General features: G+C 68.6%; 23 protein-coding genes. 9 read left to right on the top strand and 14 right to left on the bottom strand.

What is annotated here, in order from left to right; genetic code table 11:
- Nucleotides 1–70: 70 nt before the first annotated feature.
- From tgt to ACZYZE_RS02780, 5 genes are all read right to left on the bottom strand, one after another.
- Nucleotides 71–1369, bottom strand: coding sequence for a tRNA guanosine(34) transglycosylase Tgt (gene tgt, locus ACZYZE_RS02760; RefSeq protein WP_463906091.1), 1299 nt, complete (start codon nucleotides 1367–1369; stop codon nucleotides 71–73).
- 33 nt (nucleotides 1370–1402) lie between these two features.
- On the bottom strand, nucleotides 1403–2128 hold the full coding sequence (locus ACZYZE_RS02765; protein WP_463906093.1) for an SRPBCC family protein: 726 nt from the start codon (nucleotides 2126–2128) through the stop codon (nucleotides 1403–1405).
- A 49-nt stretch (nucleotides 2129–2177) separates the two neighbouring features.
- Nucleotides 2178–3257, bottom strand: a complete 1080-nt coding sequence (locus ACZYZE_RS02770; RefSeq protein ID WP_463906094.1) for a DUF6707 family protein — start codon at nucleotides 3255–3257, stop codon at nucleotides 2178–2180.
- Nucleotides 3258–3377: 120 nt separating this feature from the next.
- Nucleotides 3378–3917, bottom strand: a complete 540-nt coding sequence (locus ACZYZE_RS02775; RefSeq protein WP_463906096.1) for an NUDIX hydrolase family protein — start codon at nucleotides 3915–3917, stop codon at nucleotides 3378–3380.
- A gap of 112 nt (nucleotides 3918–4029) precedes the next feature.
- Nucleotides 4030–4779, bottom strand: coding sequence for a VOC family protein (locus ACZYZE_RS02780; protein ID WP_459319451.1), 750 nt, complete (start codon nucleotides 4777–4779; stop codon nucleotides 4030–4032).
- Between the two features lie 89 nt (nucleotides 4780–4868).
- On the opposite strand from ACZYZE_RS02780, the gene ACZYZE_RS02785 reads away from it, so the two are divergent.
- Entirely contained in the window at nucleotides 4869–5468 is a 600-nt protein-coding gene (locus ACZYZE_RS02785) for a YdeI/OmpD-associated family protein (protein WP_463906097.1), read from the top strand.
- Nucleotides 5469–5565: 97 nt separating this feature from the next.
- The gene (locus ACZYZE_RS02790) at nucleotides 5566–6333 is read left to right on the top strand and encodes a phosphatase PAP2 family protein (protein ID WP_463906099.1); all 768 of its coding nucleotides are present in this window, start codon (nucleotides 5566–5568) and stop codon (nucleotides 6331–6333) included.
- On the opposite strand, the gene ACZYZE_RS02795 is transcribed toward ACZYZE_RS02790, so the two are convergent.
- The 5 genes from ACZYZE_RS02795 to ACZYZE_RS02815 all read right to left on the bottom strand — a co-directional run bounded on the left by ACZYZE_RS02795 (nucleotide 6286) and on the right by ACZYZE_RS02815 (nucleotide 13516).
- Entirely contained in the window at nucleotides 6286–8202 is a 1917-nt protein-coding gene (locus ACZYZE_RS02795; protein WP_459319453.1) for a glycogen debranching N-terminal domain-containing protein, read from the bottom strand. The genes ACZYZE_RS02790 and ACZYZE_RS02795 overlap by 48 nt on opposite strands.
- A 99-nt stretch (nucleotides 8203–8301) precedes the next feature.
- Entirely contained in the window at nucleotides 8302–9474 is a 1173-nt protein-coding gene (locus tag ACZYZE_RS02800) for an ABC transporter ATP-binding protein (RefSeq protein ID WP_459319454.1), read from the bottom strand.
- Nucleotides 9471–11060 (bottom strand): ABC transporter permease, encoded by a 1590-nt coding sequence (locus ACZYZE_RS02805; RefSeq protein ID WP_459319455.1) that lies wholly within the window; start codon nucleotides 11058–11060, stop codon nucleotides 9471–9473. The genes ACZYZE_RS02800 and ACZYZE_RS02805 overlap by 4 nt, the downstream gene beginning before the upstream one ends.
- A 5-nt stretch (nucleotides 11061–11065) precedes the next feature.
- Nucleotides 11066–12121, bottom strand: coding sequence for an iron ABC transporter substrate-binding protein (locus ACZYZE_RS02810; protein ID WP_463906101.1), 1056 nt, complete (start codon nucleotides 12119–12121; stop codon nucleotides 11066–11068).
- 165 nt (nucleotides 12122–12286) lie between these two features.
- The gene (locus ACZYZE_RS02815) at nucleotides 12287–13516 is read right to left on the bottom strand and encodes a glycoside hydrolase family 76 protein (RefSeq protein ID WP_463906103.1); all 1230 of its coding nucleotides are present in this window, start codon (nucleotides 13514–13516) and stop codon (nucleotides 12287–12289) included.
- A gap of 236 nt (nucleotides 13517–13752) precedes the next feature.
- Here ACZYZE_RS02815 and ACZYZE_RS02820 point away from each other — a divergent pair, with 236 nt between their 5' ends.
- Nucleotides 13753–14586: an SDR family NAD(P)-dependent oxidoreductase gene (locus tag ACZYZE_RS02820; RefSeq protein WP_463906104.1), complete on the top strand. Its 834-nt coding sequence runs from the start codon at nucleotides 13753–13755 to the stop codon at nucleotides 14584–14586.
- Nucleotides 14586–15815 (top strand): acyl-CoA dehydrogenase family protein, encoded by a 1230-nt coding sequence (locus tag ACZYZE_RS02825; RefSeq protein ID WP_463906107.1) that lies wholly within the window; start codon nucleotides 14586–14588, stop codon nucleotides 15813–15815. The genes ACZYZE_RS02820 and ACZYZE_RS02825 overlap by 1 nt, the downstream gene beginning before the upstream one ends.
- 8 nt (nucleotides 15816–15823) lie before the next feature.
- Here the strand turns inward: ACZYZE_RS02825 and ACZYZE_RS02830 are convergent, their stop codons facing one another.
- Both ACZYZE_RS02830 and ACZYZE_RS02835 read right to left on the bottom strand, forming a co-directional pair.
- A complete protein-coding gene (locus ACZYZE_RS02830; protein ID WP_459319459.1) occupies nucleotides 15824–16681 on the bottom strand; it encodes a DUF1684 domain-containing protein in 858 nt (285 codons plus the stop codon).
- A gap of 90 nt (nucleotides 16682–16771) precedes the next feature.
- Entirely contained in the window at nucleotides 16772–17998 is a 1227-nt protein-coding gene (locus tag ACZYZE_RS02835; RefSeq protein WP_463906108.1) for an endonuclease, read from the bottom strand.
- A 275-nt stretch (nucleotides 17999–18273) separates the two neighbouring features.
- Between ACZYZE_RS02835 and ACZYZE_RS02840 the strand changes: the two genes are divergently transcribed.
- The 3 genes from ACZYZE_RS02840 (at nucleotide 18274) to ACZYZE_RS02850 (ending at nucleotide 22341) form a co-directional block, all read left to right on the top strand.
- A complete protein-coding gene (locus ACZYZE_RS02840; RefSeq protein WP_459319461.1) occupies nucleotides 18274–18954 on the top strand; it encodes an NADPH-dependent F420 reductase in 681 nt (226 codons plus the stop codon).
- Between the two features lie 161 nt (nucleotides 18955–19115).
- Complete coding sequence (gene ppc / locus ACZYZE_RS02845) at nucleotides 19116–21935, top strand: phosphoenolpyruvate carboxylase (RefSeq protein WP_463906110.1); 2820 nt, start codon at nucleotides 19116–19118, stop codon at nucleotides 21933–21935.
- Nucleotides 21936–22035: 100 nt separating this feature from the next.
- Nucleotides 22036–22341 (top strand): hypothetical protein, encoded by a 306-nt coding sequence (locus ACZYZE_RS02850; protein WP_463906111.1) that lies wholly within the window; start codon nucleotides 22036–22038, stop codon nucleotides 22339–22341.
- A gap of 17 nt (nucleotides 22342–22358) precedes the next feature.
- On the opposite strand, the gene ACZYZE_RS02855 is transcribed toward ACZYZE_RS02850, so the two are convergent.
- Both ACZYZE_RS02855 and ACZYZE_RS02860 read right to left on the bottom strand, forming a co-directional pair.
- Complete coding sequence (locus tag ACZYZE_RS02855) at nucleotides 22359–22982, bottom strand: DedA family protein (RefSeq protein ID WP_459319464.1); 624 nt, start codon at nucleotides 22980–22982, stop codon at nucleotides 22359–22361.
- 56 nt (nucleotides 22983–23038) lie between these two features.
- On the bottom strand, nucleotides 23039–24019 hold the full coding sequence (locus ACZYZE_RS02860; RefSeq protein WP_463906171.1) for a pseudouridine synthase: 981 nt from the start codon (nucleotides 24017–24019) through the stop codon (nucleotides 23039–23041).
- Between the two features lie 174 nt (nucleotides 24020–24193).
- Here ACZYZE_RS02860 and ACZYZE_RS02865 point away from each other — a divergent pair, with 174 nt between their 5' ends.
- Both ACZYZE_RS02865 and ACZYZE_RS02870 read left to right on the top strand, forming a co-directional pair.
- Nucleotides 24194–24841 (top strand): helix-turn-helix domain-containing protein, encoded by a 648-nt coding sequence (locus ACZYZE_RS02865; protein WP_463906112.1) that lies wholly within the window; start codon nucleotides 24194–24196, stop codon nucleotides 24839–24841.
- On the top strand, nucleotides 24834–25526 hold the full coding sequence (locus tag ACZYZE_RS02870) for an SRPBCC family protein (protein ID WP_459319466.1): 693 nt from the start codon (nucleotides 24834–24836) through the stop codon (nucleotides 25524–25526). Before ACZYZE_RS02865 ends, ACZYZE_RS02870 begins: the two co-directional genes overlap by 8 nt.
- Nucleotides 25527–25724: the final 198 nt, after the last annotated feature.

Below are 25724 nucleotides of genomic sequence, written 5' to 3' on the forward strand. Positions count from 1 at the left end.
CTCGACGCCGGCCGCCGCAACGTTCCGGCGATCTCGACGCCGGCCGCCGGCCGCCGTAACGCAGCGGAACCTAGGAGTAGTACTGCGCCAGGGTCTCGGCCTTGAACTCGAAGAAGTTGCCGGCCTCGATGGCCAGCCGGGCGTCGTCGACCATTTTCACCACGAAGCGCTCGTTGTGGATCGAGATCAGGGTGGCCGAGACCATCTCCTTGGCCTTGAACAGGTGGTGGATGTACGCCCGCGAGTAATTCAGGCACGCGTAGCAGTCGCAGCCGTCCTGGAGCGGGCCGAAGTCGCGCTTGTACCTGGCGCCGGAGAGGTTGTACCGGCCGGTGGGGTGGTAGAACGCGGAGTTGCGGGCCACCCGGGTGGGGGAGACGCAGTCGAAGGTGTCCGCGCCGTTCTCAATGGCGGTGAAGATGTCGTCCGGCTCGGAGATGCCCAGCAGGTGCCGCGGCTTGTTCTCCGGCAGTTCCTCGGTGCACCAGCGCACGATCGTGCCCAGGTTTTCCTTCTCGAGCGCCCCGCCGATGCCGAAGCCGTCAAAGTTCAGGGCGCCGAGGTCCCTGCACGCCTTGCGGCGCAGGTCCTCGTACTGGGCACCCTGGATGACCCCGAACAGCGCCTGGTAGGGCTTGCCCGCACGCTCGGCGGTGAGCCGGACGTGCTCGGTGATGCAGCGTTCGGCCCAACGCCGGGTCCGTTCCAGCGACTCCTCCTGGTAGCCGCGGGAGTTCTGCAGCGTGGTCAGCTCGTCGAAGGCGAACATGATGTCCGCGCCGATCCGGTGCTGGACGTTCATCGAGATCTCCGGGCTGAAACGGTGCCGGTCGCCGTTGAGGTGGCTCTTGAACCACACGCCCTCCTCGTCCACGTGGGCCAGGCGCTCCTTGCCGGGGGCGACGGCGTCGTCGGGTCCCGAATTGTCGACCGATTTCATGTCGATGACCTTCTTGAAACCCGAGCCCAGGCTCATCACCTGGAAACCGCCGGAATCGGTAAACGTGGGCCCGCGCCAGTTCATGAACGCAGCGAGGCCCCCGGCCTCGTCCAGGATGTCCGCACCCGGCTGCAGGTACAGGTGGTAAGCGTTGGCCAGCACGGCCTGCGCGCCGAGTTCGGCAACGGATTCCGGCAGTACGGACTTGACCGTGGCCTTGGTGCCGACGGCGATGAACGCGGGCGTCCGGATCTCGCCGTGCGGGGTGGTGATGGTGCCGGTGCGGCCCAGGAACTCCCCGCCGTTTTCGGCCACCTGAGCGGCCGACGGCGGGCAGCTTTCACTCAGGCGTTTGCCCACGCGGAAGGAGAATTCGGATTGCCGGCCCGGCTGGAGCGGCGGCACGGGTGATTCAGGATTCGCTGGCACCGTTCAAGTGTGCCAGCTAGCGGCCGGCAACCCTTAGTGCAGCGGGTCCGATGTGGGGTACTTCTCGGCCCGCCACTTGTCCCAGTGGCTGCGGACGGCCTCCAGCTGATGGGCCCCGAGATCGTACGTCGAGACGATCACGAGGGAGCCGCCGTCGGGCCGGACATCCGGGATGACCGGCTGGTCCGCCACGATCACCAGGCCCTCGCCGTGCTCCGCGTAGTGGTGGACGGTGAGCCCCACCTGGTGGTTGCTCCGGAACCACACCTTGCCGGCGGCCTCCTCTCCGGTGGCCAGGGTCAGTGAGTACGGTTCGCCGGGCTTGGGGACGTCCGACAGACCCAGTTTTTCAATCGCGGATCCTCCGGTTCCGGGTACGGAGAAGAAGAACGTCCGGCGCTTGCCATGCGGATGCCGTTCGAGCCCGAAGCGGAGCTGCTGGAGGAAGGTGAGCCAGCCCTGGGTGATGTCCTCGTCCCAGGCGGCCCACTCGGAATTGTGGTCCACCGCGGCACGGGTGACACTGACTTCTGTGCCGGTGGGGACCGGTTTCAAGGTGAAGACGTCACCGCCGTCGACCACGAGGGAGGTGTGGTCCGCACCTTCGACCACGTTGGGGCCAAAGTAGATCTCGTTGATCTCGGCCGCCTGGTCGTCGGCTTCCCAGCCGTGCCACTGGGCCACTTTGGAGGGTTCGCGCAGCATTGTCCAAACCTGCTGCGCGTCGGAGTTGATCACAACGCTCAGATTGTTCGTCATGGGGAGAATCTACAACGCCCGGCCGTGAGGGGGTAGGGCCAAACGCCAGTCAGGAACGGACGGACTCGAGTTCGTTGCCGATCCGGCGTTCCAGCTCGGGCGCTCCGATGGTTTCCGAGCCGCCGTGGGCGCGCAGGAACAGCAGCGACTCAAGCCGCAGCAGCCGCCACTCGCGTTCGGCATCAGGATTCGAGCTGTCGATCGCGCGGAAGATTTCCTTGTCATACAGGTTTGGTTCGTTGAGCGAGCGCTGGCGGACCTTGGCGTTGATCCGGGCCTTGAACGGGTCGGCTTCCATCGCGTCGGGCGCGCGGAGGAATCTTTCGTAGGCCGCGGCCCGCTCCTCCTGGCCCAGCTGGCGGCAGATATAGCCGGACAGGGCCAGCGACGCCTCAACCGATCCCCAGCGCCCGGGGTTCCCATCGAACGGCAGGACATTGAGCAGGTCCGCGACGGCGAGGGCACTTTCGGCGTCCTTGAGGATGATGAACAGCTCGTGGGCGAGGTCGCTGAGATCCTTGAGGCAGCTGCCGGACTTGGGGTTGATGCCCTTGGCCAGCCGCTCGCTGAGCAGTTGCACGCCGACCGAATCCGGGTGCGCCTCGGCCACGGCTTCCACCACGGATTCGGGGGTGCCCGCAAGGGCAGGGATGAGTGCCAGGTCTTCCTCGCTGGGGCCGCTCACCGCTGGCGGCGCGGGCGGCAGGGGAGGGACGACGACGGCGGGAGGCGCCGCGGCGCCGTCGGCCCCGCTGCCGGCCCCCTGAGCGAGACGCCCGCCGGCCGGCGGCGGAGAGCCGGCGCCGGCGGAGGTGCTGACGGCGGCGACCGAAGCGGCGACCGAAGCGGCGTCCGTGGCCGTGTCCGGGGAGGTTTCCACGGCGCTGGCGTCGTCGAGGTCCTGGCCGGCCCCGGCGATCCGAACCACGGAGCCCGCCGCGATGCGCAGCACGCCGCCGCCGGTGAGGGTCGCCAGCACCATGGCGGGCGTGCCGAAATCGTCGGTTTCGACGTCGACGCGCTGGATTTCAGCCGAACGGTCGCCGTCGGGCAGGAGCAGATGATCGCCGCCCTGCAGAGCTCCAGCCTGCTGCTCGCTGAAGTTCCGGGAGGCTGGGGGGTGGGTCATCTGGAGTCCTTAAGTTCTCTTGCGGTCCGCACACCAGTCTACAAAGGCGGCTACGTGAAGTCGGGGACGCAGCGGAACCATGGAGCGTTCCGGTGCCCGCTCCTGGTGGTTCTGCGGCGCTCAGTTCCCGACGCCGGCGAAGGCCAGGGCCTGGCGTACGAGGGCACCGCGGCCGCCGCTGAATTCGAGCTGGACGTCCGAGCTCATGACTTCCTGCGGCGTCATCCAGGTCAGTTCCAGGGCGTCCTGCCGGGGCGAGCATTCGCCGGTGACCGGGATGACATAGGCCAGTGCCACGGCGTGCTGGCGGTCATCGGTGAAGCCGGTCTGGGACGGGGACGGGAAGTACTCGGCCACCGTGTATGGCACCGGGCTGATGGGCAGCTGCGGGAACGCCAGCGGGCCGAGGTCCTTCTCCAGATGGCGCAGCAGGGCAGCGCGGATAGTCTCGCGGTACAGCACCCGGCCTGAGACAAGGGAACGGACCATGGTGCCGTCCTCATCGGCCTGCAGGAGCGTGCCGACCTCATTGACAAACCCGAGCGGATCCAGCCGGACCGGCACGGCCTCGACATAGACCATGGGCAGCCGGCCGCGCGCCTCGAACAAGTCGTCGTCGGAGAGCCAGCCGGGATTCGGGTCAGGAGTGCGAACGTTCATGGTTAAGTTCTACCCCATCCCTGACCCGTTCCCGGCGCCGGCATGCGATCTCAGCTCTCAGCGGATGCTCCGTCCGGGTCGGGATCAGGGAGCGGGCAGATGCCCACTCGTGTCAGGAACCGAGCGGAGCCCGCTTCGAAATCCAGAGGGTGGGCGGCACGTGCGAACCCGGAGCGGCGTTGCCGGCGGCAGCGTCCGGGTTGGCTACATGCAGCGAACGACCGAAGGCTTCATCAGTCATGCTGACCTGGTGCCCTGCGGAGGTGAGACGGTCCCGCAAGGCGTCCAGATCGCCGTCGTACTCGAAGCCCAGGCCGGCCCGCGCCGGGCCGGAACCTGTGCGCACCATCAGCACTCCGCCATTCTTGGCTGTGAAGTCAGCCGTCTCATCGTCGTCAGGGACGGGACGGAACCGGGCCCCGATGCTCCGCAGCGCTTCTCCGGCGGCGGCAGCATCCTCGGTGAACCAGACTTCGACGACGGCGAGCGCCGGATCGGCGTCCGCGCACTGCGCGCCGTGGGCGGCCCTGTCAGCCAGGAAGCTGAAGCCGTCCCCGCCGGTGATGCGGCACGTGTCGCCGTGGTCGGCCCGGAGCAGCTCGGCGGGGGATGTATCGTCCTCCACCCCGGCCGCGTTGGTGCGGCGCGCGAACTCGGCAAGGTCCCCGACCTCGACGCCGAAGTCGGTCCTTCCGTCCTTCGCGGCCCCGGCATCGACCCGGTGCAGCGCCAGCCGGCCCGAGCCGGCGTCGAATTCCTGCCAGTCGCCGTCGTCCACCGTCCGCACCATGCCCAGGGCGGCGAGCAGCCGCTCCCACTGATCCGGGCGGGACGTGTAGTGAATCGGGCGGACACGCAGCATCGTTGCTCCCTGGCTGGAACGGGTTGGGGTTCTTAGGGATATGGTGCCACCAAAGCGCCGAATCCGGTCACGGTGGGAGAAGATGAAGAATGGCTCTTGAACTCGAGGAACTGCTGGTGAAGGACGCCGCCGAGTGGCGCGAATGGCTGCAGGAGCATCATGCGGAAAGTCCCGGCGTGTGGCTGGTGCTGCACAAGAAGGGCGGCTCGGTGACCGAACTGGACTACGAGGCCGCGCTGCAGGAGGCGCTCTGTTTCGGCTGGATTGACGGGCAGGGCCGGCGGCGCGACGCGGAAAGCTCCTTCCAGCGGATGACCCGCCGGGGGCCCAAGAGCATGTGGTCCGCGCGGAACGTGGACCGGATCGGACGCCTCGAAGCTGCCGGGAGGATGGCAGCGGCCGGCCGCGCCGCCGTCGAGAGCGCCAAGGCGGACGGCCGCTGGGAATCCGCCTATGCCGGGCCGGCGACGGCGGTGGTCCCGGCCGATCTCGCCGCGGCCATTGCGGCCGAGCCCCGGGCGCAGGCCATGTTCGAGGTCCTGACCTCGGTGAACCGCTACGCGCTGATCTACCGGACCAACGCGGTCAAGCTGGCCTCGACCCGGGAGAAGAAAATCGCCGGGTTCGTGGCGATGCTGGCCCGCCACGAAAGCCCATATCCGCAGACCAGGCGGCCGGCGGGTTCCTGACCCGGCCGCCGGGGGCCATCCAATCGCCGGCCGGGTCCAAAGGGAACTCCCAGCGGCTGCCCGGGGTGCGGGCAGGTCCCGGTGGCAGAATCGGCCAATGCCTACCGCCCAGCGACTGCCGCGCACCCCTGAATCCTCCCCGGTGCCGTCCCGGCGCCGGCAGTTCTTCATCGCCGCCGGGCTGCTGGTGGCCGGCGACGCCGTCTTCTGGATCATGCTCGCGGCAGTTCAATCGGACAGCGGCCTCGCAGCCCTGGACGGGCCGGTGCATGAGGCCCTGATGGACTCACGGACTCCGCTGGCCACCGCCGCCCTGACGGCCGTGACCACGGTGACGTCCCCGCTCTGGATGGCCGTGATCGGCTTCGCGTTCGCGCTGGCCTGGGCCGTCTGGAAGCGGGAAATCTGGCGGCCGGCCCTGCTGATCGGTGCCATGGCGGCGACCTTCGGGCTTTCCACCTTCATCAAGCACCAGGTGGGCCGCACCCGGCCTCCGGCCAGTGATTTCCTGCTGGGACCGGACGATGCCCTTTCCTTCCCCTCGGGGCACACCTTTGGCGCCGGCGTCTTCCTGCTGGTCCTGGCCTACCTGATCGCGGCACGCGGCGGAAGGCGTACGACGGCGGTGCCCGCCTTCGCAGCCGCAGCCGCCGGCACCGCGGCGGTGGCGTTCAGCAGGCTGTACCTCGGCTATCACTGGCTCACGGATGTGCTGGCCTCCGTGGGGCTGGCGGTCGCCGTCGTCGGCGTCGTCATCCTGGCGGACGGTCTGCGGCGCGCGGCAACGCGTGCCGCGCCGGAAACACCTGGAACCGGCCTAGAACCCCACGCCCATGGCCTGGGCGATCACCACGGCCGAGGCTGAGGACCACGCCTGCGGGTGGCACGAGGCGGGGTACGGCACGGCGCGGCCCGACTCGTCGGCGGGGATTCCCGCGAACAGTTCCGGGAGGCGGTGGCCGAAGGAGGCCGACGCCGCGAGCAGGCCTTCGGCAAGCGTCCGTGCTTCTGAAATGAAACCTTCCGCGAGCAGCCCGCGGATCGCGACGGCCGTGTCATGGCTCCAGACCGAGCCGCAATGGTAGCTGAACGGCCAGAAGCCGGCGGCCCGGCGCGAGATTGTGTGCACGCCGTAACCGGAAAACAGCTCCGGGCTTAGCAGCCGGTCCGCCACGAGCCGGGCCTCGGCCGCGTTCAGGATGCCGGTGCCGAGCAGGTGCCCCATGTTGGAGCCCGGCACGTCCAGCGGAACGCCGCGGCCGTCGAGCGCCATCGCCGGGAACAGCCCGCCGTCATCCTCCACCCAGAAACGCTCGCGGAAGTTTTGCTGCAGGGCCTCGGCGAAGTCCCGCAGCGCCTGGCCGCCGGGTTCCCCGTAGGCGTCGAAGAGCTCCGCCGTTTCCCGCGCGGCCTGGTAGGCGTAGCCCTGCACCTCGGAAAGCGCGATCGGTCCGTCGGCCTGCCGGCCGTCGCGGAACTGCATGGCGTCCCCGGAATCCTTCCAGCCCTGGTTGCTCAGCCCGTGGCCGGTGGCGTCATGGTAACTGAGGAACCCGCCATTCGCCCCGCGGTTCCCGGCCTGCCCGGCACCGCCGGCGGCAAGCAGCCATTCCGCGGCCCGGGCGGCATTCGGCAGTAGGGCCCGGACCGCGGCGTCGTCCAGTCCGGCCCGCCCGAGCTCGCCGAGCAGGCACAGCCACAGCGGGGTGGAATCCACGGCGCCGAAGTACACCGGAGGCAGGTGCAGGCGCTGGCTCTCCAGCACGAGCTCCTTGGACCGCAGCTCGTGCAGGATCTTGCCCGGTTCCTCGGCGGCGGCGGGATCGTCCCGGGTGCCCTGGAAGGCGGCGAGGGTCCGCAGGGTCCCTGCGGCCAGGCCGGCGTCGAGCGGCAACAGCATCCGCGCCGCCCACAGCGAGTCCCGTCCGAACAGCGTGAAGTACCAGGGTGCGCCGGCGGCCAAGAAGGATGCGTCCGGCAGTTGCCGAGAGGCCAGGCGAAGTCCGGCCAGTTCATCGAGGGCGTTGTCCAGCAGGTGTCCCAGTGCGCCCGGCGGCGACGCGCGGTGCCGCCGCGAGACGGGCGGACGCGCCGCCACCATGGCGTCCTCGCTGTCTGCCAGGACCGCCTGCCACTCCGCCTCGAAGGGCCGTCCGCGGCCGGCCGTTCCGCGCCAGAGGAGCCGTTCGCCCGCGGCGACGTTGCCGGGGGCGGCGACTGTCAGGGTCCTGCCGCCGTCACGCCAGCGGAGCGAGGAATCATCCGCGGAGTACGGCCGGAGGGGTTGGCGGAAGCGGCTGAGGCGGATCCCGGCCATATCGGTGAAGTCGGCGGCGAGCCGGATTTCGATTTCCACGTCAACGGACTCCAGCGAGGTGCTCAGCTGCAGCCAGTGGCGGACCACGCCCGGCGTGACGGTCCACGTCTGGACAAGTTCGACGGCGGGATCCTCGGTGGGTCCCGTGATGCCGCGGATCAGTCCCCGGACGTGGAGCACACCGCCCGGGGCCGCCTCGACCGTGGCGGGTTCGGGTTCCATGCCGTTCACCCGCACCTCGGCCCGGCACAGCATCCGGGTGTCCCCGTGCAGCAGCCCGGTGAACCAGCCGGCTCCGGCGCGGGACCCGCCGGAGGCGTCCGGTCCGCTCGCGAGGCGGCCGTCGTCGTCGAGCCACAACTGGGTCGGCGCGGCAACGGAGCAGTGCTGGCGGTGGAGCGCTGGCTGAACAGTCATGCGCCCCACCCTATGCCGGGAGCCGGACCGGCTCAACGGACCGCGCGGGCGCGCCGCGCCGCGTGTGGGCGGCGCGGCGCCCTGTCGTGGCAGGACCGTTCACCCCGGCGGCAGGTCCTCCATAGGGAAGGCGACGGCCTCGCCCACCACTCGCAGGGACAGCTCGGTGCCGGGGCGGGCGATGGAGGCATTCCAGTGCCGGATCGTGATAATTTCGCCGCCGCCGGGGTAGCGGTGGTCCGCCACGGCTCCTGCGGCGAGGACCGGCGGGACGGCGAGTTTGAGCCGGACCGTGGTTTCCGGCCCGAAGTAGTCGGTGTCCACCACCACACCGCGGATGGGGCCGTCCTCGGCGATGCGGATCTGCTCGGGGCGCAGCATGAGCTGGACCCGGCCCTGCGCCGGGGGCCGGCGCACGGGGATGCCGCCGAGCGAACAGGTGGCGAGGGAGCCTTCCATCCAGGCGTCGAGGATGACGGCGTCGCCCAGGAATTCCGCGGTGGCGCGGTCCGCCGGGCGGGTGTAGACGATGAACGGGTTGCCGATTTGCGCCAGCCTGCCGCCGCGCATCACCGCCACCTGGTCCGCGAAGGACAGCGCCTCGCCCTGGTCGTGGGTGACCAGGATGGTGGTCACGCCAGCGTCCTTGAGCACCTTGCCGACGGTGCGGCGGGTGGCGACGCGCAGGCCCGCATCCAGCGCGGAGAACGGTTCATCCAGCAGGATGAGCTCCGGCTCGCGGGCCAAGGCGCGGGCCAGGGCGACGCGCTGCTGCTGCCCGCCGGAGAGCTGATGCGGGCGTCGTTTGGCCATGGCCGGGTCCAGCGAGACCATCTCCAGCAGCTCGCCGACCCGGGCCTTGACGGCGCGGTGTCCGCCCGCGAGTTTGCCGGAGTCCAGGCCGAAGGAAATGTTTTGCCCGACGCTCAGGTGCGGGAACAGGGCGCCGTCCTGCGCCACATAGCCGACGTGGCGTTTGTGTGCCGGCACCCAGGCACCGTCGCCGGCCACCTTGCTGCCGTTGAGTGAGATGCTGCCGGTGTCGGGGTGTTCAAAGCCGGCAATCAGTCGCAGCAATGTTGTCTTGCCGGAGCCGGAGGGGCCCACGATCGCCGTCGTCCCGCCCTTGGCCACGGAGAGGTTGACGCCCTGGAGGACGGCCTGGGGGCCGAAGTTCTTGGTGACAGCGTCGATCCTGAGGTGGTTGTTCGTGCTGGTGGCAACCGAGGCCGCGATTCGCGGTTCCGGTAGCCGGGATGGGCTGTGGGTCACTGTCCCGCCGCTTTCTTGGACTGCTGGAAGAGGAGATAGGTCATCGGCGCCGAGATCAGGATCATCAGCAGCGCATAGGGGGCGGCGCCCGCGTAGTCGATTTCGCTGCTCTTGCTCCAGAACTCGGTGGCGAGAGTGCGGGTGCCGTTGGGCGAGAGCAGCAGGGTTGCGGTGAGTTCGTTGACGATCGCGAGGAACACCAGCGCGGCTCCGCCGGCGGCGGCCGGCGCCGTGAGGCGCAGCGTGACGCGGAGGAAGGACAACAGCGGAGGTTTTCCGAGCGCCTGTGCGGCCTCATCGAGTTCCTTGGGTGCCTGGGCCAGGCCGGAACGGATGTTGACCAGGGCGCGCGGCAGGAACAGCAGCACATAGGCGGCCACCAGGACTGTCGAGGTCTGGTAGAGGCCCGGCGCCACCCGGATGCTGACCGTCACGAAGGCCAGGCCCACCACAATGCCGGGCATGGAGCTGGTGACGTAGTTGGAGAGTTCCAGTGCCTTGCTGAACCAGCTGGGGTGCCGAACGGCAAGGTAGGCCATCGGGAACGCTACGACAGTGGTGGCGAGGGCGCCGGAGAGGCCGTAGGCGAGGGTCTGCAGGAGCGCCGGCAGGAACTCGTCCGCGGACCAGATCTCGGGGCCGCCGGCGATGATCCAGCGCAGCACGAACGTCAGCGGAAGGCCGAAGGCCAGGGCGGTCAGGGCGATCAGGGACAGCTGTGCGGGGACCTGGTAGGCGTGCAGCGGCAGCCGCAGGGCGCGGGCCTGGGCGCCGGAGCCCACCCTCGCATACCGGGCGCTGCCGCGGCCGCGGACTTCGAGCAGCAGAAGGATCAGGCAGAAGAAGACGAGAACACTGGCCAGCATGTTCCCGGCGGTGCCGTTGAAGGTGGACTGGTACTGCACCATGATCGCGGTGGTGAAGGTGTCGAAGCGGATCATCGCGAAGGCGCCATACTCGGCCAGCAGGTGGAGGGACACCAGCAGTGCGCCGCCGGTCATCGCGATCCGGAGCTGCGGCAGCACCACGCGGAAGAAGGCACTCCAGGCGCCAAGGCCCAGGGACGCGGCAGACTGCTCGATGGCCGGATCCAGCCGGCTGAGCGTCGCGGCGGCGGGGATGTACACGAGCGGGAAGTAGGAGAGCGTGGAGATCAGGACGCCGGACCAGAGTCCGCCGAGCGAGGGCACCGCGGAGACCCACGCGTAGCTGTTGACGAACGCGGGGATCGCCAGCGGGGCGGCGAGCAGCACGGCCCACCACTTGTGGCCCGCGAGGTTGGTGCGTTCCACCAGCCAGGCGCCGCCCACGCCCAGGACGAGGCATAGCGGCACGGTGATCACCATCAGCAGCACCGTGTTCAGCAGGAGCTCACCCACCCGTTCCCGGAAGACCAGGGCGACGGCGGTGTCCCAGCCGGTGGCCGTCGTCATAACGATGACATAGCCCAGGGGAATCAGCGAGAACAGGGCGATCAGGACCGCGAGGATCGCTACAACAGAAACGCCAAAAGGCGGGCGGGGGCTCTTGCCCCGGCCCGCCGTCGTCGTGTCCCCGGATTTTCCGGGGGCCAGCGTGGTTGTCACTGTGCTTAGAGCAGTCCCGCCTTGGTCATCAGCTCGGTGACCTTTGCGGAGTTGAGCTTGGCCGGATCCACGGTAGGGGCCTGCAGTTCCGTCAGCGGTACGAGCTTTTCATTGGCCGGAACGCCGGAGGACACGGGGTACTCGAAGGAGGTGCCCTTCTGCAGGACTTCCTGGCCCTTCTTGCCGGTGATGAACTTCAGGAAGGCCTGCGCCGCTGCGGCGTTCTTGGAGGACTTCAGCACGCCACCGCCGGAGACGGACACAAACGCGCCCGGATCCTGGTTCTTGAAGTAGTGCGGGGTGACGTTCTTGGAGTTCTCGCCGGTCTTGGCCTGGTCGCCGTAGTAGTAGTAGTGGTAAATCAGGGCGGCGTCGACCTCGCCGGCGTTGACGGCCTTCATGGCCGTGCTGTTGCCCTTGTAGGGCTTGTAGTTGTCCTTCATGCCCTTGAGCCATTCCTCGGTGGCGGCTTCGCCCTTGAGTTCCAGCAGGGCGGAGACGATCGCCTGGAAATCGGCGCCGGACGGCGAGGCCGCCCACTTGCCCTTCCACTCGGGCTTGGCCAGATCCAGCATGGACTTGGGCAACTGGCTCTCGCTCAGCTTGGCCTTGTCATACACCAGCACGGTGGAGCGGGCCGCGATGCCGGTCCACTTGTTGGTGGACGGCCGGAATCCGGCGGGGACCTGGTCTACGGTGGCCTTGTCCACATCCGCGAAGAGTCCGGCGTTTTCCACCTGGGCCATGGCGGGGGAGTTCTCGGTGAGGAAGACATCCGCCGGGGAGGCCTGGCCCTCCTGGCTGATCTGGTTGGACATTTCGGTGTCCGAGCCCTGCCGCAGCGTGACCTTGACGCCGGTCTCCGCGGTGAATGCGTCCACCCACTCCTTGGTCAGGGACTCGTGCTGGGCGTTGTACACGGTGATCTCGCCGGCGACTTTTTCACCGGCGGCGGCGCTGCTGCTGGGGGAGGTGGAGGTGCCCGAGCCACAGGCTGCCAGGCCCAGCGCGGCGGTGGCGGCGAGTGCAATGCCTGCCAGGGCGTTGTTGCGGATCTTCATGGGGCTACTTTCTGCAAGGAGAATGTCAGGGAACCCTAGCCCCCGTGAGCGGGGAAGTTAGGGCATGCTCACTAAGCAAAACTGTAGGTTAGCCAAACCTAAGCGACCAAGTTGAAACCGCATTAAGTGATCAGGATCACATCAATTACGAAACTATTTCGTGACTTAATTTTCTGTGGTGTCTTTGGCCTGCGGGGGCGTCCCGGCTTCGGCGGAGCCGGCGATTTCGGCGATCGACGCGGCCGCCTCCAGGATCATCCAGGCCTGAAGCTGGGTGGAAAGTTCGACGGCGGCACCGACCGGATAGCTGCTCCGCGCCGGCACCTCGGGGCGGGCGGAAAAGACCAGGCGGGCGCCCCTGCGGGCCAGCGGTTCCTGCGCCTGGACGATGCGGCGGCCTTCCCAGAAGGCTTCGGCGGTGTCATTGACCAGCATGGCGGCCGTGGCCCGGCTCCCCGCGGGCAGCCGTTCGTCGACGGCGGCGAGCGAGAGGTAGCGGATAAGGATTCCGGTGAAGAGGCCGCCGTCGCCGGTGCCTTCGCAGCGCAGTACGGTGGCGGTCCGCCCTGTCAGCGGAGCCGGCAGGGTGAGGTTCCGGGCCACCGACAAGACCAGCGCGGCGGCCCGCTCCAGGTTTGCCGTGCCGCCAAGCTGGAGCAGGGCGCCCAGGACTGGCCCCTGGTTGTAGGTGTAGATAGTGCTTTCCAGTGCGGCCTTGCCGGACCCGGTGATGCGCAGCCCGTCCCGGTACAGGCCCTGTTCCGGGCCCAGGAGCCGGTCATTGAGCCAATCCACCAAGGCTTGCGCCCTGGCCGCCCTGTCGGTCCGGGCGAAGTAGAGGGCGGTGGGTGCCGTGGCGGCCGTGTTCTTGAAATTCCGTGTGGCATTCCAGAAAGTGCCGCCGCCCAGATCATCGGTGCAGGCAGAGTCGAGCTGCGGGGCGAGCGCTTTCAGGGCCGCGGACGTGCGCTCCCGGACGGTGGTCATTCCGGTGTCCTCGGCAAGTTCTTCGAGTCGCAGGGTGGACAGGGCCAGCCAGGCCATGTCGTCGTAGTAGTCGTTGACAACGCTCCTGAAATTGCGCAGTCGGATGCCGGCGAGGAGCCGGGTGGCAAGGTTTCCGGCGCTCGGCCGGTTCCCGCCGTCGAATCCCGGCTGGCCTTCACTGCCCTGCTCCCGCCGGGTGGCGTCCACCAGGCAGTCCAGATAGTGTGCCTGCCACCAGTAGTGCCACGGCCCGCGAAGGCCCTGCAACCAGCCGGAGGGCCGCTCCACGGCGGCGATATGGGTGTTCGGCAGGCAGTACAGCCGCTGCCCGAACAGCCTCGTCACGGAGCGGGCCGCTTCGTCGGCACGGAAGGACCAGTTCGGGGTGGACGGGGCGCCTGGGGTCATTGAGCCAGCCTAGTGGCGGCGGCGCCCCCGGACCGGCATCGTGACTGCAGCCTGACGCCGCGCCGGAACGTGTGCATCTTGGGTAGGCGGTGGTTCCCGGGATTCCTCCCGGATTCCGGGCCGAAGGTGCGGAATGTTCTTATTCCAGTTAACATTCACTAACTAATGTTCCCTGCAAGTCCGTGACGCTGCACACAGTGTCGCGACGGGTTCCGGTTCCACATCAAGGAGGATGCATGGACATCGAAGGTACTGTTGCGCTGATTACGGGCGGGGCCTCGGGGCTCGGGGCGGCGACGGCCCGGCGCCTGTTCGACGCCGGCGCCTCCGTGGTGCTGGTGGACCTGCCCGGCTCGACCGGTGACGCCTTCGCCGCCGGCCTCAACGCCCGCGGCGGCTCCCCTGTGGACGCCCCCGGAGCCGGGAACCCCACGGAGCCCGCCAACCGCGCGGTGTTTGTCCCCGCGGACGTCACCAATGAAGACCAGGTGCAGGCCGCCGTCGACGCCGCCGCAGCGCTGGGCGCGCTGCGGATCGTTGTGAACTGCGCCGGGATCGCCACCCCCGGCAAGGTCCTGGGCCGCGACGGTGTGCTGCCGCTGGAGGCCTTCAGCCGCGTCATCCAGATCAACCTCGTGGGCACCTTCAACGTCATCCGGCTGGCCGCCGCAGCGATGGTGGCCACCGAGCCGGTCAGCACCGAACTTGGCGGACCGGAACGGGGCGTCATCATCAACACCGCCTCCGTTGCCGCCTTCGACGGCCAGATCGGCCAGCCGGCCTATGCCGCCTCCAAGGGTGCCGTGGCCGCCATGACCCTGCCGATCGCCCGCGAACTGGCGCGCTCGCTGATCCGCGTGGTCACCATCGCGCCGGGCATCTTCGAGACCCCCATGATGGCCGGGCTGCCGCAGGAAGCCCAGGATTCCCTGGGACAGCAGGTGCCCCATCCGTCCCGGCTGGGCCGCCCCGAGGAGTACGCAAACCTTGCCGCGCACATCGTTGACAACGCCATGCTCAACGGCGAGACCATCCGCCTCGACGGCGCCATCCGGATGGGACCGAAGTGATGCGGGCCGGGCCCGCCGTGGAATCCGTCTCCGCCCCGGCGTCGTCCGTGGACGGCCTGCCGACCGCAGACTTCTTCGACTTCGAGTCGATGCTCAGCGCCGCTGAGCGGGTGAAGATGGCCGAGTTGCGGGAGTTCCTGGCCCGCGAGGTGGCCCCGTACGCCGCCGATTGGTGGAACAAGGCCGAATTCCCGGCCCAGATCCTGCCCAAGCTGGCTGCCCTCGAGCTCAGCGCACCGGCCCAGCGCGGCTACAGCAATTTGTTCGCCGGGCTGGTCATCGCCGAAATAACCCGGGTGGACACCTCGCTCGCGACGTTCTTCCTGGTCCACCACGACCTCTTTGTCGAATCGCTGTACGGCTTCGGCTCCGAGGAGCAGAAGGCACGGTTGCTCGACGACGCCGCGAGCCTCCGGACCACGGGGGCGTTCGCGCTGACCGAACCCGAACATGGCTCGGACGTGGCCGGCGGCATGGAAACCAGGGCCCGGCGGGTTCCCGGGGGAGCGGCCGGCGGCGGGGACGCCTGGGTGCTCAACGGCGCCAAACGGTGGATCGGCAACGGGACGTTCTGCGACTACATGCTGGTGTGGGCCCGCGACGAGGCCGACGGCGGCATCCGCGGCTTCATCGTGGACGCGACCCTGCCCGGCGTGACCCGGAGCAGGATCGAGAACAAGATCGCGCTGCGCACGGTGCAGAACGCCGACATTGTCTTCACTGACGTCCTGGTCGCGGAGGCGGACCGTTTCGCCGGGATCAGCAGCTTTGAGGACACCAACGAGCTGCTGCGCGGCTCACGGATCATGGTGGCCTGGCAGGGTGTGGGCCAGCAGTTGGCCGCGTTCGACGTCGCCCGGCAGTACGCCGTCGAACGCCGTCAGTTCGGCCGGCCGCTGGCGAAGTTCCAGCTGGTCCAGCAGCAGCTGGTGACCATGCTCGGCAACGCCGTGGCGAGCATGGGCATGATGGTCCGGATCGCCCAGCTGCAGGAGCAGGGCGCCGCGGACATGCCCCAGGTGGCGCTGGCCAAGTCCTATGTGAGCGCCCGGATGCGCGAAACGGTGGCGATGGGCCGGTCCCTGCTGGGCGGCAACGGGATTGTCACCGACTACCGGATGGCCAAGATCTTCGCCGACGCCGAGGCGATCTACACCTACGAGGGCTCCTTCGAGATCAACACGCTGATCGTGGGCCGGGCCGTGACCGGGGTTTCCGCGATCGTCTAGCCGGCCGTCTAGAAGAGCGCGGGCTCTTTCTCCCCGGCTTCGATCCGGTAGTCCAGGCTGTTGTTTTTCACCGGCATGGGGCACGTGCCGTAGGGGGTGAAGGCGCTGGGGTAGTTGATGGCCCGGTTGAAGTCCAGGATCACGGTCCTGTTTCCCAGGGCATCGACGCGGGGCCGGGCCGTGGAGACCTTGCGCCACTCTGCTGTGGCCTTTTCCGGCACGGCCGCACCGTTGCTTTCGTCGTGGAACGTCACGGTCAAGGCCCCGAGCCGTTCCTCCTCCGCCTGCAGGTGGAACTCATGGTCCTTGCCGGGGAGCCGGAACACCAGTTCGCCGACCGAACGGTGGACGCCGTCGACCAGCGGGTTGGCGGTGCCGATCGGGACGTCCACGGGCTCCGGATACGGGAGAAAACTGGCCTCGACCGCAAGGTCCGGGCGGTAGTCGAAGGTGGGGACGCCGTCGAACCCGGTGAACACCGGCGACGTCGAATCCCGGGTGCGCACGGCGTAGTTGCCGGCGCGCATGGCCAGCTCCACCACCACTTGCCGGCCGTCCCCGCCGCCGTACTGGACCCAGAGCAGGGACTCCTCGTCGGATAGCGTCGCGCTGATGGTGCCGTCCACGGGCCGTCCGGTGTCCACCAGGGTGAGCCCGTCGGACGCGGCGGCGGTGAGGACCGCCGTCGTGCCGTCCGTGGACCAGAGCCCGGGGACGAGTTCGACGGCGGCCGGCCGGTCCTCGAGCCACTGGAACGAGGTCAGGGTCAGCCAGCCGTAGTCGCTGGCCAGGGCCGTGTTGCGGCTGTCCCGGAAGCGCTGCCAGCGGGCCAGCAGGGCGTCAGGGACGGGATGTGTGGTGCTCACGGGCTACTCCCAAGCGGTGAACGGCTACCTATGGCTACAACCCTAGGCCCCGCCCCGGCTGAGGGCCACCTGGCCGGGGCGGGAACGGGGTCAGTTCCAGATGGCGTCGGCGTACTCCGGGTGGTCCACGAACGGGTTGCGGTTGCCCTGCCACTGCTCGTAGATGCGCTGGTTGCGGCGCTGTTCGAAGGTGTCCGGCGGATCGATCCGGTTCCACTCCAGCAGCACGCTCATCTTGCCCATGTAGGGGGCCGCGCCGTTGTTGACGAGGTTGTTCATTTCCAGGTCCGCGAAGCCGTCGCTGCCCTCGTAGCGGACCGCCATGTACATGATCATCCGGGCAACATCGCCCTTGACCGCGTTGCGCGGCTCCCACGAATCGGCGTCGGTATAGTTACCCGGCGCCTCGGCGGACTGGGTGCCGCCGAGGTCGAAGTCTTTGTTGCCGCGGGCGGAGTTGACGGTGACATCGGTGGGACGCAGATGGTGGACGTCCGTGCCCGGGCCGGTGGCGGTGCCGAAGTCGCCGTGCGACTTCGCCCAGACATGTTCCCGGTTCCAGTCATCCACGCCGCCGCCGTTGGTGGCCTTGGACTGCGAGCGGCCCGTGTACAGCAGGACCACGTTGTTGGTGTTGGCCGGGTCCTGGTCCGTGTCCTTCAGGGCGTCCCAGACCTGGTCGTAGGTGAGCTTCTGCTGCACGGAGATGATCTGGTGAAGGCTGGATTCCAGTGCCGCCCCGGTTTTGCCCGCGGCCGGGCCGTAATAGTCGCCCGGGGTGGGGGTGGGGGTGGGCGACGGCGTTGCTGTCGGTGTGGGCGTTGGCGCCCCTGACAGGGCCATGCTGCTGGGACTTTTCAGCCCGGGGTGCGAGAAGTAGGCGGCCAGCTGGCCGGTGACGTCGATCTTTTTGTCCAGGAGTGAAGGATTGCCCTGGAGGCCGAACTCCGTACGGTAGGCCGTGGTGACCTGGAGGTAGAGGATCTTTGCCGTGTTGGTCTCGGCGGCCGAGTCGGCAATCGCAATGGCCGTGTCCGCGGTGAAACCGCTGCGGATCACGGTGCTCGCCGCCGTCGGCTGGCCCACAACGAAGCCGGTCACCGCCGACGTCGAGCCGTTCTGGGTTGCGATGGCCTGGGCAACGGTGAGCGGCGCGGCGGCCTGTGATCCCGGCGCCGACGCAGACTGTGCCGCGAGGCCGGCGAACAGCAGGCTGAGGACAAGCGCGACGGCGAGCAGCGGGTTGCGTCCGGTGGTGTCCGCTCCCGCCCTTCGCGTCCGGCCGGGCGGGACGGGGGGCGGCGGGGCAGCGTTCACTGGGGCTCCTTGAGGCAGGCTGATCACCGAGGGTGACGGCACGGGTGCTTTTGACAGGATTTGTCAATAACACCTCAAGGTATGTCAAGATCCTGCCCCGCGGAAGGGCTGGCGCGGCGGGGCTCCGGAGATTCGCCGGCAATTCAGCGGCGGTTCGGACGCCGTTCAGCTCGCGGGTTCCCGCAGACAGGCCTGTCTGATACCGTCTCGATCAGCAGTAGACGGTGCTGTCTACCCACATGCGCGCATCATCAGCAGTCCGGAGCGAGGACACCATGAAGATTGCAGTATTTGGCACCGGGACCGTCGGCCCCGCCCTTGCGGGAGCGTTGTCCGGGCTGGGGCACGACGTGGTCATCGGCACGCGCGACCCGGAGGCCACGCAGGCCCGGACAGGTCCGGGCGCGATGGGCGGCGCACCCTTTGCCGAGTGGCACGCGGCGCACAGCATGATCGACGTCGCTACGTTCGCTGACGCCGCAGCCGGCGCAGAAATTGTCGTCAATGCCACCAACGGCGCCGGGTCCCTTGAGGCGCTGGCGGCGGCCGGGACGGCAAACCTGGCAGGCAAGGTCATCGTCGACGTCGCGAACCCGCTCGACTTCTCCCGGGGCAGGCCGCCGTCGTTGAATCCGGTGAACACCGACAGCCTTGGCGAGCAGATCCAGCGGGCGTTCCCAGAAGCCCGTGTGGTCAAGACCCTGAACACGATGACGGCCGGCGTGATGGTGGATCCGGCGCGGGTGGCCGGGGGAGACCACTCGGTGTTCGTGTCCGGAAATGACGCGGATGCCAAGTCCGTCGTGGCGGAACTCCTCACTGGCTTGGGGCACCGCGACATCATCGATCTGGGCGACATCACCACCGCCCGTGGCGCAGAAATGATCCTGCCGATCTGGCTGCGGATCTGGGGTGCGCTCGGCACCGGGGAGTTCAACTTCAAGATCGCCCGCTAAGGCCAGCACCCCGAAGGATCCCCGTCAACCGGCCGGACACTATCTGAGACGGATTCCCATGCTGCCCGCCCTGCGGGTAGCATCCCATAGGAACACGTAACCCGGCTCACAGTATCCAGCGCAGTGTACGAGCCAAGTCGATCCCTCGAAAGATAGTTTCCATGGCTGACACTGCAATGAATCCCGGCACCGATCTGGCCTCCGAACTGCGGGCCGACGTCCGCCGGGTGTCCACCCTCCTCGGCGAATCCCTTGTCCGCCAGCATGGCCCCGAACTCCTGGACCTCGTGGAACAGGTGCGCCTGCTGACCAAGGAATCCAAGGAAGCCGCCCGGGGCGGTGCCGATGCGACCGGGCCGTGGAGTTCGTACGACGTCGTCGCGCAGGTCCGCGAACTGCTCGGCTCCCTGCCCCTTGAGCAGGCCACCGACCTGGTCCGCGCGTTCGCCTTCTACTTCCACCTGGCCAATGCCGCAGAGCAGGTCCACCGCGTCCGCGGGCTGCGCAACAGGCAGGAAAAGGACGGCTGGCTGGCCAAGGCCGTCACCGACATCGCGGCCCAGGCCGGCACCTCCGTGCTGCAGGAGGTCGTCGACGAGCTCGACGTCCGGCCGATCTTTACCGCGCACCCCACCGAGGCCTCCCGCCGCTCCGTGCTGGACAAGGTCCGCCGGCTCTCCGATATCCTCGCCGAATCCACCCTCGACGGCACGTCCGCGCGCCGCCGGCAGGACCGCCAGCTCTCCGAAGTGATCGACCAGATGTGGCAGACGGACGAGCTCCGCCAGGTCCGGCCCACCCCGGTGGACGAGGCCCGCAACGCGATCTACTACCTCACGGGCATCCTGACCGATGCCATGCCGGAAATGCTCTCCGACCTCTCGGAGCTCCTCGGCGAGCACGGCGTCACCCTCCCCGCAGGGAAGGCACCGATCCGCTTCGGCTCCTGGATCGGCGGCGACCGCGACGGCAACCCCAACGTCACGGCTGCGGTCACCCGGGAGATCCTGCAGCTCCAGAACCAGCACGCGGTCCGGATCAGCATTGGCCTGATCGACGGGCTCATCTCCATCCTCTCCAACTCGACGGCGCTGGCCGGCGCGGACCAGGATCTCCTGGACTCGATCGACGTCGACCTCAAAAACCTCCCGGGCCTGGACCCCCGGGTCCTCGAACTCAATGCCCAGGAGCCGTACCGCCTCAAGCTCACCTGCATCAAGGCCAAACTGCTCAATACCGCGCGGCGCGTGGCAGCCGGCTCGGCGCATGAGCCCGGCCGCGATTACACGGCCACCGCGGAGCTCCTCGCCGAGCTGGGACTCCTGGAACGGTCACTGCGGAACCACCATGCCGCACTCGCAGCCGACGGCGCCCTGGCCCGGGTCCGCCGCGCCATTGCCTCCTTCGGCCTGCACCTCGCCACCCTGGATATCCGCGAACACGCCGACCACCACCACAACGCCGTCGGGCAGCTGATGGACCGGCTCGGCGGTCCGGGCGTACGGTACGCGGAACTGAGCCGGCCCGAGCGCCTCGAGGTGCTCGGATCAGAGCTTGCCTCCCGCCGGCCGCTCTCCGGCCACCCGATCAAGCTCGACGGCGTCGCGAACGGAACGTACGACGTCTTCCGCGAGATCCGGCGTGCCCTGCGCGCCTGCGGCCCCGATGTCATCGAGACGTACATCATTTCCATGACCCGCGGCGCGGATGACGTCCTGGCCGCGGCCGTCCTGGCCCGCGAGGCCGGACTCGTGAGCCTCTTCGGCGCGGCCCCCTACGCCAAGATCGGCTTCGCGCCGCTGCTGGAGACCGTCGAGGAACTGCGCGCCTCGGCCGAAATCGTGGACCGGCTGCTCTCCGATTCGTCCTACCGCGAGCTGGTCCGGCTGCGCGGTGACGTGCAGGAAGTTATGCTCGGATACTCCGACTCCAACAAGGAATCCGGCGTGATGACCAGCCAGTGGGAGATCCACAAGACCCAGCGGAAGCTGCGGGATATCGCGGCGAAGCACGGCGTCCGGGTGCGCCTCTTCCACGGCCGCGGCGGCTCGGTGGGCCGCGGCGGCGGGCCGACTTACGACGCCATCATGGCCCAGCCCAACGGCGTGCTGGAGGGCGAAATCAAGTTCACCGAGCAGGGCGAAGTCATCTCGGACAAGTACTCCTTGCCCGAGCTGGCCCGCGAGAACCTGGAGCTGTCGCTCGCGGCGGTTATGCAGGGATCCGCGCTGCACCGCACCCCGCGCACCTCTGAGGACCAGCGCGAGCGCTATGCCCACGTCATGGAGACCATCTCCGACGCCGCCTTTGCCCGGTACCGGACGCTGATCGATGATCCGGACCTGCCCGCCTACTTTATGGCATCGACCCCGGTGGAGCAGCTGGGGTCGCTGAACATCGGCTCGCGGCCGTCCAAGCGGCCCGATTCCGGCGCCGGACTGGAGGGCCTGCGTGCCATCCCGTGGGTGTTCGGCTGGACCCAGTCGCGGCAGATAGTGCCGGGCTGGTTCGGCGTCGGCTCCGGTCTGCGGGCAGCCCGCGAGGCCGGAAATTCGGCCCAGCTGCTCGAGATGATGGAGCGCTGGCCGTTCTTCCGCTCGGTGCTGTCCAACGTGGAAATGACGCTGGCCAAGACGGATATGGATATCGCAGGCTACTACGTCTCCACTCTGGTCCCGGCCGAGCTGCATCACCTGTTCCGCGCCATCCGGGCCGAATTTGAGCTGACCGTGGCCGAGATCCAGAACCTCACGGGCGAGGACCTGCTGCTTGACGCGCAGCCGACGCTCAAGCGCTCACTGGAGATCCGGGACCAGTACCTGGACCCGATCAGCTATCTGCAGGTGGAGCTGCTGCGCCGGGTGCGGGCAGAGGCTGCCGCCGGCGAAGGCGTCTCCGGGGCGGGGGTCGACGAGCGGCTGCAGCGCGCCATGCTCATCACCGTTAACGGAGTTGCCGCAGGACTCCGCAACACGGGGTAACAGCCCCCGGTTCCGTCGCTCCCTCACGTTGCGCCGTGCTTTCCGTGACGCTCCCTCAATTTGGGTGAGGGAGCGTCGGCGGGGCGGTTAGGGTGGTTCCATGCCGTCGTTCCAGACCAGACTCAAGATCACCGGGCTCAAGCCCGGCAGTCCTCCGGAGGCCGTGATGGCCGCGGCCGTGGAGGCGCTTGAGACGCGGCACCATGTCGAGGCGAACCAGCTGGAGCTGGCCGGCGGCGTGCCCCAGTTGAACCTGCGGTTCCTGGTCGAAGCCACCTCGTACAGCGGCGAGAACAACCAGGCGCGGGAGTCGGCAGCAATGATGCGCGACGCCGTCGAACGCGTTGCGTTGACCGGAAACCTGATGGTGCTCCGCCGCAACCGGGGCCGCTGGGCGCCGGTCTAGACTCCCAGGATCAGGCGTCAGAAGTCCAGTTCCTGCTCCGGGCCGTCCACGGGGGAGCGGTCGCCCCGGCGCCGGGTGACGATGATGCCGATGACGACGCCGATCACGATCCCGAGGCCGACACCGATCAGCGAGCTCGCCCAGAACGGCAGCCCGGTGGCCGCTCCCGTCACGTAGCCGAGGCCCACCGACCAGACCGCCCAGAGGATCCCGCCAAGGGCAGCGCAGAAGCTGAAGCCCCGGGTGGAGACGTTGGCAATGCCGGCGGCGGCCGTCGTCGCGAGCCGCCCGCCGGGGATGAACCGGACGCCGATGATCGCGCCGTATGTGGAGGACCTGCCGGCCTTCCCGATGGCAGTGTGCACAGCCTGATGAAACGCCCGGCCCCATCGCCAGCGGTCCAGGGCAACGCTCAGCCGCCGCTTGAAGAGCTGGAACACCAGGATGTCGCCGAGCCAGGACGCCAGGGCCGCGAGGATCACGAGGAGGAACGCGTTGACCCGGCCGTCCGCCGCCAGGGCGCCGCCGGTGATCACCACCATTTCGGATGGAACCGGCGGGAAGATGGCGTCGCTCATGACGATGGGGATGACCCAGAAATAGATCGCGGCGCCCCAGCCGTCCACGTTGCCTAAGTCCATGGGCACAAGGTATCGCACTTCCGGGTATTCCCGGGCCGCCGACGGTCCGTGACGGCCTACCGTGCTTCGCTGAGCTCCAGGCCGCTGCGGTACTCCGCGGCCGTTCCGGTGATGGGGTCGAGGAAGCTGATGCCGCGGGCCAGGAGCTGCAGGGGCTTGGTGTAGTCGTCCGGGGCCTTGTCCAGCAGCTCCGGATAGAAGGCGTCGTTGACGATTCCCAGTCCCAGCGACGCCATATGCACGCGGAGCTGGTGGGTCTTTCCCGAGTGCGGCTCCAGCCGGTACAGCGCGCGCGGAGCTTCGACGCCGACGCCGGCAGCGGCACCGGCTCCGGCGTCCGCGCCGTCCTCGCCGTCCTCGCCGTTCAAGGCGCGGAGGCGCTCGATCCGGGTCTCCGCGTTGGGTTCGCCGCCGATCACCTCGGCGAGCAGGTAGCTGCGGGACTTTGTCATCCGGTTGCGGACCACCACCGGGAAGTCGACGGCGGGGTGCCCGGCGGCGGGCTCGGCCGCGGCCACGCACTCGTACTCCTTGTGGACCTGGCGCTTTTCGAAGAGCACCTGGTACTTGCCCCGGGTTTCGGGGTTGGTGGAGAGCAGCAGGATGCCGGCCGTCATGCGGTCCAGCCGGTGCATCGGGATGAGGTCCGGCAGCTTGAGCTGGTTCCGGAGCCGGACCAGGGCCGACTCCTGGATGTAGGTGCCGCCGGGGGTGGTGGGCAGGAAGTGCGGTTTGTCCACTACGAGGAGGTGCTCGTCCTGGTGCAGGATGTTCAGTTCCACCGGGATCCGGGTCTCTTGCGGCAGCGTGCGGTAGTACCAGATAAAGGTGTGGTTCCGCATCGGAGTGGTGCGGTCCAGGGCGATGCCGGCCTCGCCGACGATCTCCCCGGCGTCGAACCGGTCCTCGATGCCCTGCGGGTCGACGTGGCCCCAGCGGTGCATCATATAGTCCATCGCGGTGTCCCAGGGCCCCTCGTCCGGGAGGCGGAGACGGGTAGCGTTGACGCCGTCGCGCACGGGGAGGGGGGATTGCATCACCGGCCCATTCTACTTTGCCCGGCCCGGCTGTTCCCCGTCCCCTCGAATTCGCCGAAAGCGTGCGGCGTCGCCGACCTTCCGGCGAACCCCCACGCTATCCCGGTGCGGCAAGCGCCACCGACGGAAAAAAAGGTCTTGACAATTAAAACTGTCGGACACCACACTTAAGCCATGTTGGACATCGAAGTGATTGAGGACCCGGCCGCGGCGGAGGCCTCGCTGGACCCCATCCGGACCCGGATCCTGCTGGAGCTCGCCGAACCAGGCTCGGCCACGCAGCTCGCGGCCAAGGTGGGGCTGCCGCGGCAGAAGGTGAACTACCATCTGAAGGCCCTGGAGCGGCACGGTCTGGTCGAACTCGTCGAGGAACGCCGGAAAGGCAACGTCACGGAGCGCATCATGCGGGCGACGGCGGCCTCGTACCTGATCTCCCCGGCGGCGCTGGCTTCCGTGGCCCCGGATCCACACCGGTTCTCGGACCGGTTCTCCGCCTTCTGGCTGCTGGCACTCGCCGGCCGGCTGGTCCAGGAAATGGGCCAGCTGATCGCCGGCGCCGCGGCGGCCAAGCAGAAGCTCCCCACGTTCGCGATCGACGGCGAGATCACGTTCCGAACGGCCGCGGACCGGGCTGCCTTCGCCGAGGAGCTCGGCGTCGCCGTCACACGGCTCGTCAACGAGTATGACGACGGCGGTCCCGGCGCCGGGCGCAGGCACCGCCTCGTCGTCGTACTTCACCCGGCGCTCAAGCCGTCAGCGAAAGCATCACCACCGACCGAACCGGCGACAACCCCAGCAGCAAAGGAGCAGGACAATGACTGACAAACGGAAATTCGAGATCGTCTACGACACCGAACTCCCCGGCACCCCGGAGCGGGTCTGGAACGCGGTCACCAGGGACGAAGCAGCCTGGATGTTCCCGACGGACGAATGGCCGGCCGTGCGGCCCGTCGAGGAGTATCCCACCCACCTGGTGTCCCGCATGGACGGCGCGGACGGCTGGTTCAACCAGCTGGAGCATGTGCTGGCACCCCTCGACGGCGGCCGGACCAGGCTGCACTACGTCCACAGCGGCATCTTCGCGGACAACTGGGACGGGCAGTACGACGGCGCCAGCAAGCACACCGAGTTCTACCTGCACACCCTGGGCCAGTACCTGAAGTACTTCGACGGCAGGCCCGTGGTCTTCACCGACGTCCAGGCGCCCGCAGCCTCACAGGCCGCGGGCGGCTTTGACCGGCTGAAGAAGGCGATGGGGGTGGCGGGCGCTGCCCCGGGCGGAACCGTGGAGCTGGAGCTCGACGGCGTCGGGCGGCTCACCGGCGACGTGGACTTCGCCAACGAGAACTTCCTGGGCCTGCGCACGGCGGACACGCTGTACCGCTTCTTCGGCCGCAACGCCTTCGGCGCCCCGGTGGGCATGACCGTGCACGATTTCAGTGGCGGCGGGGACTCCGAAACCACGTCCGGGGCCTGGCGAGGATTCCTGGCGAAGGTCTACGCCTAGGCCCGCGACGCGCAAAGTGCCCGGCGACCCGCAGATGCCCTGGCGATACCCGAATCCGGGTGTCGCCAGGCATTCTGCGCAGCGCAGGAAAGAACGGGCGTCGCCAGGCGGGACCGTGGCCGACCCCGACCCCGACCTCGGCTCCGGCTCGGCCCAGGCCCGGCTCGGCCCCGCCCCCGGCTCCGGCCCGGCCCGGCC

This window comes from Pseudarthrobacter woesei (genome assembly GCF_055412745.1).